This is a genomic window from Actinomyces radicidentis (assembly GCF_001553565.1).
In the GTDB taxonomy this organism is placed as follows: Bacteria; Actinomycetota; Actinomycetes; order Actinomycetales; family Actinomycetaceae; genus Actinomyces; species Actinomyces radicidentis.
This window is the reverse complement of the sequence record NZ_CP014228.1, coordinates 774,501-789,157: the sequence shown is the minus strand read 5'-3', so window position 1 is coordinate 789,157 and position 14,657 is coordinate 774,501. Positions and strand designations below refer to the sequence as shown.

General features: G+C 72.2%; 15 protein-coding genes. 12 read left to right on the top strand and 3 right to left on the bottom strand.

The annotated features are described in order from the left end of the window. The first annotated feature begins 52 nt into the window (after positions 1-52). The 9 genes from AXF14_RS03365 (at position 53) to AXF14_RS03325 (ending at position 6,949) form a co-directional block, all read left to right on the top strand. Complete coding sequence (locus tag AXF14_RS03365) at positions 53-925, top strand: HAD family hydrolase (protein WP_084355316.1); 873 nt, start codon at positions 53-55, stop codon at positions 923-925. Continuing rightward, the gene (locus AXF14_RS03360; protein WP_067940844.1) at positions 922-1,734 is read left to right on the top strand and encodes an HAD family hydrolase; all 813 of its coding nucleotides are present in this window, start codon (positions 922-924) and stop codon (positions 1,732-1,734) included. Before AXF14_RS03365 ends, AXF14_RS03360 begins: the two co-directional genes overlap by 4 nt. A gap of 266 nt (positions 1,735-2,000) precedes the next feature. Then, the gene (locus AXF14_RS03355) at positions 2,001-2,441 is read left to right on the top strand and encodes a PTS sugar transporter subunit IIA (RefSeq protein ID WP_067940842.1); all 441 of its coding nucleotides are present in this window, start codon (positions 2,001-2,003) and stop codon (positions 2,439-2,441) included. After that, positions 2,441-2,935: a PTS sugar transporter subunit IIB gene (locus AXF14_RS03350; RefSeq protein WP_067940840.1), complete on the top strand. Its 495-nt coding sequence runs from the start codon at positions 2,441-2,443 to the stop codon at positions 2,933-2,935. Before AXF14_RS03355 ends, AXF14_RS03350 begins: the two co-directional genes overlap by 1 nt. Positions 2,936-3,005: 70 nt before the next feature. Continuing rightward, positions 3,006-3,845 (top strand): PTS mannose/fructose/sorbose transporter subunit IIC, encoded by an 840-nt coding sequence (locus tag AXF14_RS03345; protein WP_067940839.1) that lies wholly within the window; start codon positions 3,006-3,008, stop codon positions 3,843-3,845. A 21-nt stretch (positions 3,846-3,866) separates the two neighbouring features. Then, a complete protein-coding gene (locus AXF14_RS03340; protein WP_067940838.1) occupies positions 3,867-4,733 on the top strand; it encodes a PTS system mannose/fructose/sorbose family transporter subunit IID in 867 nt (288 codons plus the stop codon). A gap of 127 nt (positions 4,734-4,860) precedes the next feature. Further along, positions 4,861-5,700, top strand: coding sequence for an HAD-IIB family hydrolase (locus tag AXF14_RS03335; protein WP_067940833.1), 840 nt, complete (start codon positions 4,861-4,863; stop codon positions 5,698-5,700). Beyond that, positions 5,700-6,251 carry a hypothetical protein gene (locus AXF14_RS03330; protein ID WP_067940830.1) on the top strand — a complete coding sequence of 184 codons (552 nt, stop codon included), beginning with the start codon at positions 5,700-5,702 and terminating at the stop codon, positions 6,249-6,251. The genes AXF14_RS03335 and AXF14_RS03330 overlap by 1 nt, the downstream gene beginning before the upstream one ends. A 14-nt stretch (positions 6,252-6,265) precedes the next feature. Continuing rightward, positions 6,266-6,949 (top strand): HAD family hydrolase, encoded by a 684-nt coding sequence (locus AXF14_RS03325; protein WP_084355616.1) that lies wholly within the window; start codon positions 6,266-6,268, stop codon positions 6,947-6,949. Between the two features lie 141 nt (positions 6,950-7,090). On the opposite strand, the gene AXF14_RS03320 is transcribed toward AXF14_RS03325, so the two are convergent. Next, the gene (locus tag AXF14_RS03320) at positions 7,091-7,543 is read right to left on the bottom strand and encodes a GNAT family N-acetyltransferase (RefSeq protein WP_067940829.1); all 453 of its coding nucleotides are present in this window, start codon (positions 7,541-7,543) and stop codon (positions 7,091-7,093) included. Between the two features lie 57 nt (positions 7,544-7,600). Further along, the gene (locus AXF14_RS03315; RefSeq protein ID WP_067940827.1) at positions 7,601-8,584 is read right to left on the bottom strand and encodes an IS481 family transposase; all 984 of its coding nucleotides are present in this window, start codon (positions 8,582-8,584) and stop codon (positions 7,601-7,603) included. 323 nt (positions 8,585-8,907) lie between these two features. Here AXF14_RS03315 and AXF14_RS03310 point away from each other — a divergent pair, with 323 nt between their 5' ends. Together AXF14_RS03310 and AXF14_RS03305 are read left to right on the top strand one after the other, a co-directional pair. Beyond that, positions 8,908-10,302, top strand: coding sequence for a PAS domain-containing protein (locus tag AXF14_RS03310; protein WP_067940825.1), 1,395 nt, complete (start codon positions 8,908-8,910; stop codon positions 10,300-10,302). Between the two features lie 336 nt (positions 10,303-10,638). Beyond that, positions 10,639-11,421 carry a glutamine amidotransferase-related protein gene (locus AXF14_RS03305; protein WP_067940823.1) on the top strand — a complete coding sequence of 261 codons (783 nt, stop codon included), beginning with the start codon at positions 10,639-10,641 and terminating at the stop codon, positions 11,419-11,421. Between the two features lie 11 nt (positions 11,422-11,432). Here the strand turns inward: AXF14_RS03305 and AXF14_RS03300 are convergent, their stop codons facing one another. Further along, positions 11,433-12,602 carry a methyltransferase domain-containing protein gene (locus AXF14_RS03300; RefSeq protein ID WP_084355614.1) on the bottom strand — a complete coding sequence of 390 codons (1,170 nt, stop codon included), beginning with the start codon at positions 12,600-12,602 and terminating at the stop codon, positions 11,433-11,435. Positions 12,603-13,138: 536 nt separating this feature from the next. Here AXF14_RS03300 and cysS point away from each other — a divergent pair. After that, entirely contained in the window at positions 13,139-14,644 is a 1,506-nt protein-coding gene (gene cysS, locus AXF14_RS03295) for a cysteine--tRNA ligase (protein WP_067940819.1), read from the top strand. Positions 14,645-14,657 lie beyond the last annotated feature (13 nt).

Here is a 14,657-nt window from a genome sequence, read left to right as displayed (position 1 = left end):
GCGTCCACGACCGCAGCGCAGAGCCGACCGACCGAAGGACCGAAGGGCTGAAGTGAACCGCAAGATCCTGTCCACCGACCTCGACGGCACCATCATCTTCGACGGCCGCGTGCGCGAGGCGGACCTCGCCGCGATGCGCCGCTGGCGCGAGGCCGGCCACCTCCTCGTCATGAACACCGGCCGCTCCGTCGACGCCCTCCACTCCGCCCTCGACGCCTCCGGACTCGAGTTCGACTACGCCCTCCTCTACTCGGGCGCCGTCATCACCGACGGCGACTACGAGGTCCTCCACGTCACCGCCATGCCCGACGGCGTCCCCGCCGGCGTCGTCGAGATCGTCGACGGCGCCCCCGGCGTCACCGTCTTCACGACGACGCTCGGCACCGACTACCAGGTCTACGACACCATCGGCTCCTCCACCGAGCTCCTCACCATCTTCACGCCCGGCACCACCGCCGACGTCGAGGGCCTCTCCGTCATTGGCGTGCCCGTGCGGGTCGCCGACGGGCCCCTCTTCGAGAGGATCCGCACCGACGTCGAGGAGCGCTGGGGCGGCGCCGTCATCGGCTTCCGCAACCAGGACTTCTACGACCTCGTCCCCGCCGGCGTCTCCAAGGGGCTCGGCCTCACCGAGCTCGTCGCCGAGCTCACCGCGCCCGGCGGCCCGTACGAGGGCGAGTCCATCGAGACCTGGACCGTGGGCGACTCCTGGAACGACATCCCCATGCACGAGGTCGCCGACCACCCGATCGCCATGGCCTCCGCCCCCGCCGACGTCGTCGACGTCTGCGAGGTCACGACGCCGTCCGTCGCCGCCGTCGTCGACTGGGTCCTCGCCGCGGAGGCCGACCCAGACCACGCCGACTCGTGGCGCGACGACGACGGCGTCATGACCTGGCCCTCCCGCCCGGGGGAGCTCGCGTGACCCGCCTGCTCGCCACCGACCTCGACGGCACCCTCGTCCAGCGCCGCACCGTCGCCCGCGAGGACGCCGAGGCCGTCATCCGCTGGCGCGAGGCCGGGAACCTCCTCGTCGTCGCCACCGGGCGCTCCGTCAGCCTGGCGCGCCTCGCCCTCACCGACGCCAGCGCCGCCGCCGGCGTCCCCGTCGAGGCCGACTACGTCGTCTGCGCCTCCGGCACCACGCTCCTCGACGGCGCCGGGACCGTCCTGCGCACCCACCCGGTCCCCACGGACATGGTCGACCGCGTCTCCCGGTTCCTCCTGGGGCGCGACGACTGCGACGTCCACGCCACCACCCTCGAGGGCGACTACACGCTCCAGGAGGTGCTCGGCCGGCCCGGCGCCGGGGAGGCGGGCCTCGACGACCACTTCCAGCCGATCGGCCTCGAGGACCTCCTCGCCGAGGACGTCACCCACATGCCGATCCGCGTCCTCGACCCCGACCTCGCCGACGCCCTCGCCGCTCAGGTCGCCGCGATGGGGGAGGGGAGGATCGACACGGTCCGCTCCCACGGCTTCTTCGACGTCATCGCCGCTGGCCGCACCAAGGGCGTCTCCCTGCGCGTCCTCGAGGCGCTCCTCGAGGAGAGCGGCACGGAGCTCGGGCTCACCGCCGCCGTGGGCGACTCGTGGAACGACGTCCCCATGTTCGAGGTCGTCGACCGCCCCTGCGCCATGGAGGGGGCCCCGGCCGACGTCGTCGACGCCGCCGGAGGGCAGACGACGCCCAGCGTCGCGGTCCTCGTCGACCGGCTCCTCGCCGGGGAGTAGGTCCGGAGCAGCCCCGGAGTGGGGCCTCGGCCGCTCGCAGCGGCGGGCGGCGTCGTGCTCGTGGGGGTCCGTGCGTCCGCACGCGGTCCGTCTGTCGAAATCGGGGCGTGACGTGGGGCCGCGTGCCGTGTACTGTGTGACTCGCGCGACGTCAATCGTTTAACGATGCGGGACCAAGGTAGGTCGTTGCAACAAGTTACACGATTAACGTCGACACCACGCAACCGGGTCCCGCTCCCACGGGACCGACCAGCAAAGGAGCACACATGGTCGCTGTGATCGTCGCAGCCCACGGCCGTCTGGCGGAGGGGCTCGTCGCCTCCTCGGCCATGATCGCCGGCCCCCAGGAGGACCTCGTCTCCGTCACCTTCGAGCAGTCGGAGGGGCCGGACGACCTCCTCGCCAAGTACGCCGCCGCCGTGGAGGGGTCGCCCAGCGACCAGTACCTCCTCCTCGTGGACCTCCTCGGAGGCAGCCCCTACAACGCCGCGGCGCGCTTCGCCGCGGAGCGTGACGACGCCGACGTCGTCACCGGAGTGAACCTCCCGATGCTCATCGAGGTCCTCGGCCGCCGCATGGTCGGCGCGGACCTCGCCGAGCTCGTCGAGGTCGCCAGGACCTCCGGCGCCAACGGCGTCAAGGTCCTCTCCGAGATCTTCACCCCCACCACCACCGATGACTCCGACGACGAAGGAGACGAGCTCTGATGGACATCAAGCTCCTGCGCATTGACTCCCGCCTGGTCCACGGCCAGGTCGCCAACAACTGGGCCGGCGCCCTCGGCGCCGAGCGCATCATCGCCGTGTCCGACGGCGCCGCCAACGACGAGCTGCGGAAGACCCTCATGCTCCAGACCGGCGGCGGCAAGGTCAAGGTCAACGTGATCGGCATCGAGAAGGCCGCCCGCGTCTACGCCAACCCCAAGTACGCCAACCTGTCCACCATCATGGTCGTCGAGACCCCCGCGGACGTCCTCCGCCTCCTCGACCTCGGCATCAAGGTCGACTCCGTCAACGTCGGCGGCATGACCTTCAAGCAGGGCACCAAGGCCCTCTCCCAGGCCGTCTACGTCTCCGACAAGGACGTGGAGGACTTCAAGGCCATCAACGAGCGCGGCATCAAGCAGTACATCCAGCAGGTCCCGTCCACGAGCTCCGCCGAGCTCATGGGCGCCCTCAAGTCCAAGGGTTTCCTGTCCTGAACGGTCGGTGCCGCGGCATCCGCCCCGGCGCTCTCCTCCTCCCGACAAACACTGAGAAGAAAGCACTCCCATGCATGACATCAGTGCGGTCCAGATCATTCTCGTGACCCTCGTAGCGTTCCTCGCCGGTTGCGACTCGGTCCTGGACGAGCGCATGTTCTACCGCCCCCTCGTGGCCTGCACCCTCACCGGTCTGGCCCTGGGCGACCCCACCACCGGCATCATGATCGGCGGCTCCCTCGAGCTGCTGGCCCTGGGCTGGATGAACGTCGGCGCGGCCATGGCCCCCGACGCCGCCCTCGCCTCCACCGTCTCCACGGTCATCGTGATCGCGGGCGGCCAGAGCACCAAGGAGGCCATCGCCGTGGCCGTCCCGCTCGCCGTCGCCGGCCAGGCCCTCACCATCTTCGTCCGCACGATCAACGTGTTCTTCGCGCACCAGGCGGACGCCTTCGCCGAGAAGGCGAACTTCCGGGGCATCGCCTGGATGCACTTCATCGCCCTGAGCCTCCAGGGCCTCCGCGTCGCCGTCCCGACCGCCATCGTCGCGGCCCTCGCCTCCGGCGACTCCGTGAGGAACGCCCTCGAGGCCATCCCGACCACGATCACGCAGGGCCTCCAGATCGCCGGTGGCTTCATCGTCGTCGTCGGTTACGCCATGGTCATCAACATGATGAAGGCCCGCAAGCTGCTGCCCTTCTTCTTCATGGGCTTCGTCGTCGCAGAGTTCGCGACGACCCTCAACGCCGGCATCACGCTGGTCGCCCTGGGCATCCTGGCGGTCTGCTTCGCCCTCATCTACGTCCAGCTCAACCCGGAGTTCCAGCCCAAGCAGGTGGTCGCCTACGCGGGCGCCCCCGCAGGCGGCGGCTCCGACCTGGACGACGACCTCGACGACGAGCTCGACTGAGCGCTGGAAGGAAGAACACCAATGTCCACTGCAGTTGAGACTCAGGCCACCGAGGCCGCCCCGGAGCGCATGCTCACCACGAAGGACCTGCGGAGCATGTACTGGCGCTCCACGTTCCTCCTGGGCTCCTTCAACTTCGAGCGCATGCAGGCGATCGGCTTCTGCCTCACCCTCATGCCCGCGATCAAGAAGTTCTACCCGAACGACAAGACCGAGCAGGCGGCCGCCCTCAAGCGCCACCTCGAGTTCTACAACACCCACCCGTGGGTCTCCTCCGTCGTCTTCGGCGTCACCGCCGCCATGGAGGAGAAGAAGTCCAAGGGCGACGAGATGGGCGAGGACGCCATCACGGCCGTCAAGGTCGGCCTCATGGGCCCGCTCGCCGGCGTCGGCGACCCGATCTTCTGGGGAACCGCCCGCCCGGTCCTCGGCGCCCTCGGCGCGTCCCTCGCGCTGACCGGCTCCTGGCTCGGCCCGATCATCTACTTCTTCGGCATCAACATCATCCGCATCCTCATGCGCTGGTACGGCCTGCGCTGGGGCTACGAGCGCGGCACCGACATGGTTGCCGAGGTCGGTGGCGGCCAGCTCAAGCGCATCACCCAGATCGCCTCGATCACCGGTCTGTTCGTCATGGGCTCCCTCGTCGCGAAGTGGACGAACATCAAGTTCCCCGGCGTCGTCTCCGAGGTGACCGCCGACGACGGCACCAAGACCGTCACGACCGTCCAGAACATCCTGGACAACCTGCTGCCCGCCTGCGCGGCCCTCGGACTCACCTTCCTGTGCATGTGGCTGCTCAACAAGAAGGTGAACCCGCTGTGGATCATCCTCGGCATGTTCGTCATCGGCATCCTCGGCGCCTGGACCGGCTGGCTCGGCCTGTGACCGAGCACGCCTGACAGCGCCGTGCCCGGTGGGGTCGTCGGGAGCGATCCCGGCGGCCCCACCGCCGCGCCGGCCCTCCTACCCTGGAGCCGTCCGGCTCCGCCCCACCCCTCACGGAAGGACCCGCATGACGGCGATCCTCGCCACCGACCTCGACGGCACGATCCTCTTCGACCGCCGGGTCTCCGAGCAGGACCTGGACGCGATGCGCCGCTGGCGCGAGGCCGGCAACCTCCTGGCCATCGACTCCGGCAAGTCCGTCTTCGCCACCCGTGACACCCTCGTCCCCGCCGGCGTCGACTTCGACTACGCCATCACCTTCACCGGCGCCGTCCTCACCGACGGCGACTACCGCGTCCTCGCGGACCGGCACCTGCCCGAGGGCCTCGCCCGGGACATCGTCGAGTCCCTCCAGGGCCACGACGGCCTCACCGTCTTCGCCACCACCATCGAGACCGACTACGTCGTCTCCGACACCTACAACGAGGTCTCCCCGATCCTCCAGGTCTTCGAGACCCTCGAGATCACCGACATGCCCGGGCACCGCTTCATCGGCGTCCCCATGCGCGTGCGCGACGACGACGTCCGCGACGCCATCGTCGCCGACGTCACCGCCCGCTGGGGCGACCAGGTCGAGATCATCCGCAACCAGGAGTTCCTCGACATCGTCCCCACCGGCTGCACCAAGGGCTCCGGCCTCCTCGACCTCGTCGCCCGCCTCACCGCCGAGGACGGCCCCTGCGCCGGCGAGACCATCGAGACCTGGACCATCGGCGACTCCTGGAACGACATCCCCATGCACGAGGTCTCCGACCACGCCGTCGCCCTGCCCTGGTCGCCCGACGACGTCGTCGACGCCTGCGAGCGCACCGTCGGCTCCATCGCCGAGCTCATCGACGCCGTCCTCGACGGCGCCACCGCCACCCCGGCGCCGGCCCGCACCACCCCGACCACGGAGAACCTCTGATGGCACGCAGTACCGAGCACACCCCCGACGACGGCGCCCGCGGGTCCGCCCCCGGCGCCGGCGAGCGCGTCCGCGAGTGGTTCCGCGGCGGCGACCCCGACGGCCGCGCCAAGATCGACCAGTGGTTCCACGGCTACACCGACAAGCCGGAGGGCTACACCTTCGGGATGATGGGACCCGCGATGGTCCTGTCCGTCCTCGCCGCCGTCCTCTACCCGCTCACCAAGGGGTGGGGGAGCGTCGTCTGCCTCGTCCTCGCCCTCGTCCTGCTCCTCGTGCGGCAGTCCGTCGAGCGCCAGGTGGCCGCCGCCGCCACCGAGATCGTCGAGGCGGAGGAGCAGTACAAGCGCACCCGCGACCCCGAGTACCTCGACTTCACGGTCCTGCGCGCCGGCGGCCTCCTCGAGTCCAACAAGATGCTCACCTCCCAGACCCGCGAGTGGCTCGCCGGCCGCGTCGCCTGGGCCGAGGACCAGCGGAGCCGCAACGAGCGCCGCGCCGCCAAGAAGCAGGCCCGCTCCGCCCGCCGTCACGGGGGCGAGGGCAAGTGAGCACGGCACCCGAGCTGCCCACCGGCCCGACCCCGGCCGGCCAGGTCGTCCGTGCCGTCCTGTGGGACATGGACGGCACCCTCATGGACTCCCAGCCCTTCTGGGACGAGGCCTTCGTGCGGCGCTGCGAGGCGCTCGGGGGCACCGTCACCGCCGAGCAGATCACCGGCATCAAGGGCGCCTCCATCCGCCGGACGAGCGAGCTCATCGCCGCCACCGGCGCCACCGCCTCCCCGGAGGACCCGGCCACCGCCGAGGTCTTCGCCGGGATCGCCGCCGACGTCGAGGCCGCCGTCCGGGCCCACCCGCCGATCCTGCCCGGCGCCCGCGAGATCACCTCCGCCATGGCCGAGCTGGGCCTCGCCCAGGCGATCGTCACCCAGTCGCCGCGGCCCATCGTCGAGGCGGTCGCCCACGAGCTGCGCGACGTCTTCGTCGCCCTCGTCACCGGTGACGACGGCCTGGCCGGCAAGCCGACCCCCGCCCCCTACGCGGAGGCGATGCGACGCCTCGAGCTCCCGCCGGAGCAGTGCGTCGCCGTCGAGGACTCCGCGACGGGCGCCGCCTCCGCCCGCTCCAACGGCCTGTACGTCATCCAGATCGGCGGGATCAAGCACTTCCCGGCGGACCCTGGGCTCGTCGTCGTCCCGCACCTGGCCTCGGTCACGCCGCACCTGCTCCTGTGGGCCTCGCGCTGAACGCCCCGGCCCGAGCCGCGATGCCGCGCCGCTGAGCACGTCGAGCACGAGGGAGTCTCACCGGAGACGATCCGGTGGGGCTCCTTCGTGCTCGGCACGGGGCCGGAGGCCGGCGTCGGACGGCCGTGCCGGCTCAGCGGCTCACTTGCCGGAGAAGCGGTACACGTTGGTCTCGCGCAGCTCGAAGCCGGCGCGCTGGTAGAGGCGGTTGGCGGCCTCGCGGCTCGGCCGGGACGTGAGGTCGACGGTGCGGGCGCCGAGCTCCTGCGCGTGCGTCACCGCGGCCTCGACGAGGGCGCGACCGGCGCCCTGGCCACGGGCCTCGGAGGAGACGACGACGTCCTCGACCCACGCCCGCAGACCCGTCGGGATCGTGAAGGTGGCGAGGGTGAGCATGCCGAGGATCGGGTGATGGATGCCGTCCTCCGCGGGCTTGTTCGGGCGGAAGACGAAGAGGTAGACGCCGGGCTGGGCGACGAGGTCGCGCACCTGCTCCTCGGTGAGCGCGGGCGCGGTCCGCGACAGCTGCGGGATGAGACGACCCATCGCCTCGACGAGCTCGGGGCTGGACTGGGTGACGATCTCGACGGTCATGGCTGCCCTCCTGGGCCTGGTCAGCGCGGTCCGGCGGACCGCGGTCGTCCCCCGAGCCTAACTGTACTGATCGGGGAGGTTGGTCAACCTCGTGATCGGTGGGAGGGCGCCGGTGGCGGTGTGGGGGCGGTGGTGATTGTAGAAGTGGGTCCATGCCGGCAGTGCGGCGCGGCGCTCGGCCTCACTGGCGTAGTGGCGGGAGTAGGCCCACCCATCAGCCAGGGTCCTGTGGTACCGCTCGATCTTCCCGTTGGTCTGAGGCCGGTAGGGCCTGGTGTAGCGGGCCTTGACCCCCAGGCGCTCGCAGGCCTGGGTCCAGGCCCGTGACCTGTAGGCGGCCCCATTGTCGGACAGCACCCGCTGAACGACCACCCCGCGGGCGGCGAACCACGCCACCGCCCGCTGCAGGACACCCACGGCGGTGGCAGCCTTCTCGTCGTCGTGGACCTCGGAGTAGACCACGCGCGAGTGGTCATCGAGCACGGAGTGGACGTAGGCCCACCCCAGACGAGGCTGACCGTGCCTGCGCCTGGCGCCGTCGGTGGTCTGGCGGTTGTGGTCACCCTGGGTGCGTCCCACGTACCTCCAGCCACCGCCGTCGGGGATGTTGCCGACCTTCTTGACGTCGACGTGGACCAGGGAACCGGGGCTCTCGTGCTCGTAGCGGCGTACGACCTGCCCGGTGGCGCGGTCGAGGTAGGAGAGGCGGTTCAGCCTGGCCGTCTTGAGGATGCGGTGCACCCTCGAGGGTGCGATGCCGGTGCGGGCGGCGAGCTGGACGGGGCCCTCCCGCAGGCGGCTGCGCAGGCTGACCACCCGGCGTACCACGGTGGTGGGGGTGCGGTTGGGGCTGGAGTGGGGGCGGCTGGAGCGGTCGGTCATCGCCTCCCCGGCGCGGTAGCGGTCCACCCAGCGTTTGACGGTGGGCCATGAGCACTGGAATCGGGCGGCGACCTCGCTGATGGGGTAGCCCTCCTCAACGACAAGGCGGGCCACCCGCTGCCGGGCGCGTGGGGTCAGGGCTGCGTTAGCGTGGGACATGAGGAGAGCACCTCTCGTACTGCTCGGTGAGACTGTCGCAAGCCCCACCCTGCCAGCACCCGGTGCTCTCCTCACCTCACACGAGCCGATCGCAGTCCTTCAACCAACCTCCCCGATCAGTACACCTAACGGTCGGACCCGGGTGGCGCGGGGTGCTCGGAGGTCCACGCGCGGCGGTGACACCGAGTAACCTTCCAGGCAGGTCCAACGTTCTGCCGGGGCTCTCCCGCGGGCGCGTCGGAGCGGGCCGCGGCACCGCCGTCGTCGCCCGCGCCGCCCGCTGCGCCGCCCCGTCGCCACCGCCGTCGTCCAGGAAGGCCACCATGACCGACACGCCCGCCACCGCCCCGAAGGACACCGCCCTGCCCGGCGAGGAGCACACCTACGCAGCGGAGGAGCTCTTCTTCTCCACGACCGACGCCCAGGGCCGCATCCGCCGAGCCAACTCGACCTTCATGCGCCTGTCCGGCTACCCGCGGGGCTCCCTCGTGGGCCGCGCCCACAACGTCGTGCGCCACCCCAGCATGCCGGCCGGCGTCTACCGCTCCATCTGGGAGGCCATCGAGTCCGGCCAGGCCGCCAGCGCCTACATCACCAACCGCGCCAAGGACGGCGGCTACTACCGCGTCTTCGCCACCATCGTCCCATCGGGCGACGGCTACCTCTCCGTGCGCACCCTGCCCCAGAACACGGAGCTGCGCGCCACCATCGAGGCCGCTTACGCCCGTGTCCGCGCGGTCGAGGAGCAGTCGGCCGAGACCGGCTCCACCCGCCGCGAGGTCGCCGCCGCCGGCGAGGCCGCCCTCCTGGAGGAGCTGCGCGCCCTCGGCTACAAGGACGCCGTCGACTTCACCCGCCAGGCCCTGCCCGCGGAGGTCGCCGCCCTCGTCGCCGCCGGCGTCGACATCCCCGAGCGCTCCGACGCCGAGGGGCCCGTGGCCCGCGTCCTGTCCGAGATGAAGGCCATCCAGGAGTCCACCTCCGGCCTCGTCTCCCTCCTCGACGAGTGCAGCCGTCTCGTCACGCTCCTCGGCAGGCGCGCCGTCGAGATCGACGCCCTCTCCGGCCGCCTCGGCCAGCTGCGCGAGGCGCTGCGCGGCGTCGACGGCGACGTCGAGCGCATCGCCGGCCAGGGCGAGCTCCTCGACGACGTCCGCGCCCGCTACGAGGAGGTCGACGCCCTCGTCCTGGAGTGCGTCGAGCAGCTCCACCCGCTCGCCGGGCAGGTCGAGGAGCTGCGCGGCGACGTCGACTCCGTCCGCTTCGCCATCGCGCTGCTGCGCCTGCACAACCTCGCGGCCGGCTTCTTCGCCCTCCAGGTCCTCGACGGTGAGGACGACCTCGCCGCCAACGACGCCGTCGGCTCGCTCGGCGAGCTCGTGAGCGCCCTGCACGAGGGCGCCGGCTGGCTCTCCGAGCGCCTCGCCCTCTTCCGCGCCCGCGCCGAGCTCGTCGGCGGGGAGCTCGACGTCGTCGCCCGCTCCCTCACGGCCACGCACCACCCGCTCATGGACCTCCTCGCCACGGCCTCGGAGGCCGGCGCGGAGAACGAGATCTCCGTGCGCACGGGCCGCTCGCTCGTGCGCGACGGCTTCACCGAGGCCCGCGACCTCGCCGACCTCGCCGGCGCGATCCGCGACCTCGAGATCCCCTACGAGGCCGAGGAGATCGACGCCCGCCTCGCCGAGGTCCGCAAGGCCCTCGCCGAGCTCGCCTGAGCCTCGCGTCCGGCCCCCGCGCTCCGCTGCCCGCCCTAGGAAGGCCGCCCTCCCGCGAGATCGGGACATCCTGACCTCGAGATCGGGACATCCTGTCCGTCCCACTCGGCTCCGGGAGCAGGGTGGGAGCGACGGTGTCACGATCCGCATGGAACGGGCCCTGCCGCAGTGCGCGAGCGGCGCAGGACGTCGAGATCGCGCGGGCCGCGCGCCGTCGTCGTGGCTCGTCGATCCGCATTCATGCAGATCGTGGCACCAACCAGGTCCGCGAGGGCGTCAAGACGCTGAAACAGCCCGTGGTCGTAGCCTGAGGGCGACGTTCACGGGAGGTTCCTCATGTCCGCTGATGGCACTGGCAGTACTGCGGGCGCCGCACGCCCTGCGCCCGCACGGCGTGCCCTCGCCATCCGCCACGTCGGCTCCGAGGACCTCGGCCTCGCCGCCCCCGTCCTCGCCGAGCACGGCCTCGACGTCACCTACTGGGACGCCGGCGTTGACCCGACCGCCGACCTCGCGCCGGCCTCCGCGGGCGGGATCAGCGACGACGTCGACCTCCTCGTCGTCCTCGGCGGCCCCATCGGCGTCGGCCAGACCGACCTCTACCCCTACCTCGGCGGCGAGATCTCCGCCGTTCGACGCCGCCTCGCGCTCGGCCGCCCGGTCCTGGGCGTCTGCCTCGGCGCCCAGGTCATCGCCACGGCGATCGGCGGGGGAGTGGAGCCCGGCGCCCCCGAGATCGGCTGGGGCCCCGTCTCCCTCAGCCTCGCCGGCCGCGAGGGCCTGCTCGCCCCGATCGATGGCCTGCCCGTCCTCCACTGGCACGGCGACCGCGTCCTCCTGCCGGAGCCGAACGGCACCGCGCCCGCGCCCGAGGTCCTCGCCTCGAGCCCGACGACGCCGGTCCAGGCCTTCGCGGTCGGTGCTGGTCTCGGTCTCCAGTTCCACATCGAGGCCGACCCCGCTCTCATCGAGCGGTGGCTCATCGCCAACGTCGGCGAGCTCACCGGGAACGGTATCGACCCGCGCACCATCCGCGAGGACACGGCCCGCCTCGGCGAGGAGCTCGTCCCCGCCGGTCAGCGCGTCATCTCCGACTGGCTGGAGTCCGTTGGGCTCTGAGACGCGGGCGGTCAGCGCACCAGCTCGACGAGTACCTCGGCGTGGTCCGTGTGGGGGAACATGTCGAAGAGCCGCGCCCGACGCACCCGCAGCGCGGGCATCCGGGCCAGGTCCTTCGAGAGGCTCACCGGGTTGCACGAGGAGTAGAGGACGCGCGGCGCCCCCGACGCCTCGATCCGGGCCGCGAGGTCGGCGCCGATCCCGCGCCGCGGCGGGTTGACGACGAGCAGGTCCGGGACGGCGCCCGACGCCGGGTCGAGCACGCGCGCGTCACCCGCCTCGAAGGAGGCCGCCTCCTCGGGGAGCCCCATGAGCCGTGCCGCCTCGCGCGCGCCGTCGATCGCGGGTGCGGAGACCTCGACGCCGCGAACCCGCCGGCCCGGGCCCGTCAGGGCCAGCCCGAAGCCGCCCACACCGCAGAACAGGTCCCAGACCTCGGTCGGGCGTCCGCCGGCGTCGGCGGCGCCCCCGGGGGCGGTGAGGTCGTGCGCCCACTCCGCCGCCGTCGCGTAGAGCGACTCGGCGACCGCGGTGTTCGTCTGGAAGAAGGAGCGCGTCGGCAGGAGGAGCGGCAGCTCGCGTTCCGGCCCGTGCTCCGTGGCGGGCAGGGACAGGCGCATGAGCAGCCTGTCGGCGAGGCCGAGGACGGCGTCGGTGAGGACGTGCTCCTCGGGCCCCTCGAGGACGGCCTGGTGGACGGGCTGCACGTTGACGCTGACGACGGCGAGGCCCGGCAGCTCGCCGCGCAGGCGGGGGAGCGCGGCGCGGACGTCCGGGACGCGGTCGGCGGTGCGGCACACGAGGCGGACCATGAGGTCGCCGTCGGGGGAGGCCGTGACGAGGACGTGCTTGAGGTCTCCCGTGTCGGCCGCGATGTCGTAGGGCCTGAGGCGCAGGCGGGAGATGAGGCGGGCGAGGACGGGCAGCGCCTCCTCGACGGCGGGGACGTGGAGCGGGCAGGTGCGCAGGTCGACGCTGAGGCCGTGGGCGTCGGCGAGGCCGAGGACGGGCGCGTCGACCGTGCCCGAGACGGCCATCTTGGCCTTATTGCGGAAGCGGGCCGGGGCCGAGGCCTGCGGCGCCTCCCAGGCGCTCGCGGGCACGGGGTTCGCACCGTCGGTGAGGAGGGCGTCGACGCGCGCCTGCTTCCGGACGAGCTGGTCGGCGAGCGGCAGGTCCATGTGCGGGCAGGAGGGGCAGGTGCCGGCGTCGTGCAGCGGGCAGAAGGAGGCCGACGGCGTCGGGGCTCCCGGGACCTGCTGCGTGCTCACGCCCCCATCATGCCCGGTGCGTCGGGCTCATGAACGAGGACGGGCCCTCGGGCCGGGTTGTCTCTCCCGGCCCGAGGGCCTTCGTCGTCGAGGCGATTCGCGTTCCCCGGGCTCCCATAAGACCCGGGAGGAACCTGCCTCCTTCGTCGGAGCGAGGCGCCCGGGCTCCCTAGGACCCGAGCGGCTCTCGGAACCAGCAGGTCATCGGGTTCCCCAACCCTCGCTGCCCGTTCCGTCCGGCGGCAGGAACCATGTAACCGGTCGACCCTGGGAGAGCACCCGGATGGACCCTGTGAACACCCTAGGAACGGCGGCCGGCGGGACCGGCGCGACCGAGCACAGCGCGCCGTGCGACCGAGCTCACGGTCAGGACGTCCCGATCTCGAGGTCAGGACGTCCCGATCTCGGCGGGAGGGGCGGCTTGCCCCAGCGGATAGGCTGCCCTCGTGAGCACTGAGACCCCCGCCGCCGAGCCCACCCTGCGCCTGTACGACTCCGCCGCGCGCGCCGTCGTCCCCCTGGCGCCGACCGTCACCCCCGGAACGGTCGCGATCTACCTCTGCGGCGCCACCGTCCAGGGCTCCCCGCACATCGGCCACATGCGCTCCGGCATCGCCTTCGACGTCCTGCGCCGCTGGCTCGAGCGCTCCGGCCAGAAGGTCGTCCTCGTCCGCAACGTCACCGACATCGATGACAAGATCCTCACCAAGTCCGCCGAGGCCGGCTGGGCCTGGTGGGCCTGGGCGCAGCGCTTCGAGCGCGAGTTCGACGCCGCCTACCGCGCCCTCGGCGTCACCGCTCCCACCTACGAGCCGCGCGCCACGGGCCAGATCCCCGAGATGATCGCCCTCGTCCAGCGACTCCTCGACGCCGGCCACGCCTACGTCGGCGACGCCGGCAACGTCTACTTCGACGTCCGCAGCCTGCCGGACTACGGCTCGCTCACCAACCAGCGCGTCGACGACCTCGCCACCACCGAGGACGAGTCCCAGATCGACGACGAGGTTGAGGCGGACAAGCGCGACCCCCGCGACTTCGCCCTCTGGAAGGCCGCCAAGCCCACCGAGCCCGAGGACGCCGCGTGGGACACCCCCTGGGGACGCGGACGCCCCGGATGGCACCTCGAGTGCTCCGCCATGTCCCGCCGCTTCCTCGGCGAGTCCTTCGACATCCACGGCGGCGGCATCGACCTGCGCTTCCCGCACCACGAGAACGAGCAGGCCCAGTCCCACGGCGCCGGCTGGGGCTTCGCCCAGCACTGGGTCCACAACGCCTGGGTCACCATCAAGGGCGAGAAGATGAGCAAGTCGCTCGGCAACTCGCTCGTCGTCGCCGAGCTCCTCAGGCGCTACGACGCCCCCGTCCTGCGCCTCGCGCTCGGCACCGTCCACCACCGCTCCACCGTCGAGTTCTCCGAGGAGACCCTCGCCGACGCCGCCGGTCTGTGGGACCGCCTCTCCGGCGCCGTCACCCGCGCCCTCGAGCTCGCCGACGACGGCTCCGAGCCGAACCCCGTCGACGCCCCCTCCGAGGAGGTCCGCGCCCGCGCCCTGCCGGAGGAGTACTCCTCCGCCATGGACGACGACCTCAACCTCGCCGGCGCCATGGCCGTCGTCCACGCGACCCTTAAGCGCCTCAACACCGCCCTGGCGGCCCCCGACGCCGCCGCCTCCGCCGAGCTCGCGCTCGACCTGCGCGCCCAGCTCGACGTCCTCGGGCTCGACCCGCTCGCCGAGCCCTGGCGCTCCCGCGTCATCGGAGCGGGCGCCGGCGCCTCCGACGACGCAGCCCTCGAGGCCCTCGACCACCTCGTCTCCGCCCTCATCGACGAGCGCGCCCAGGCGCGCGCCGCCAAGGACTGGGCCCGCGCCGACGCGCTGCGCGACCAGCTCACCGCGGCCGGCGTCGTCGTCGAGGACTCCGCCACCGGTGCCCGCTGGCACCTCGCCTGACGGCTCAGAAAGG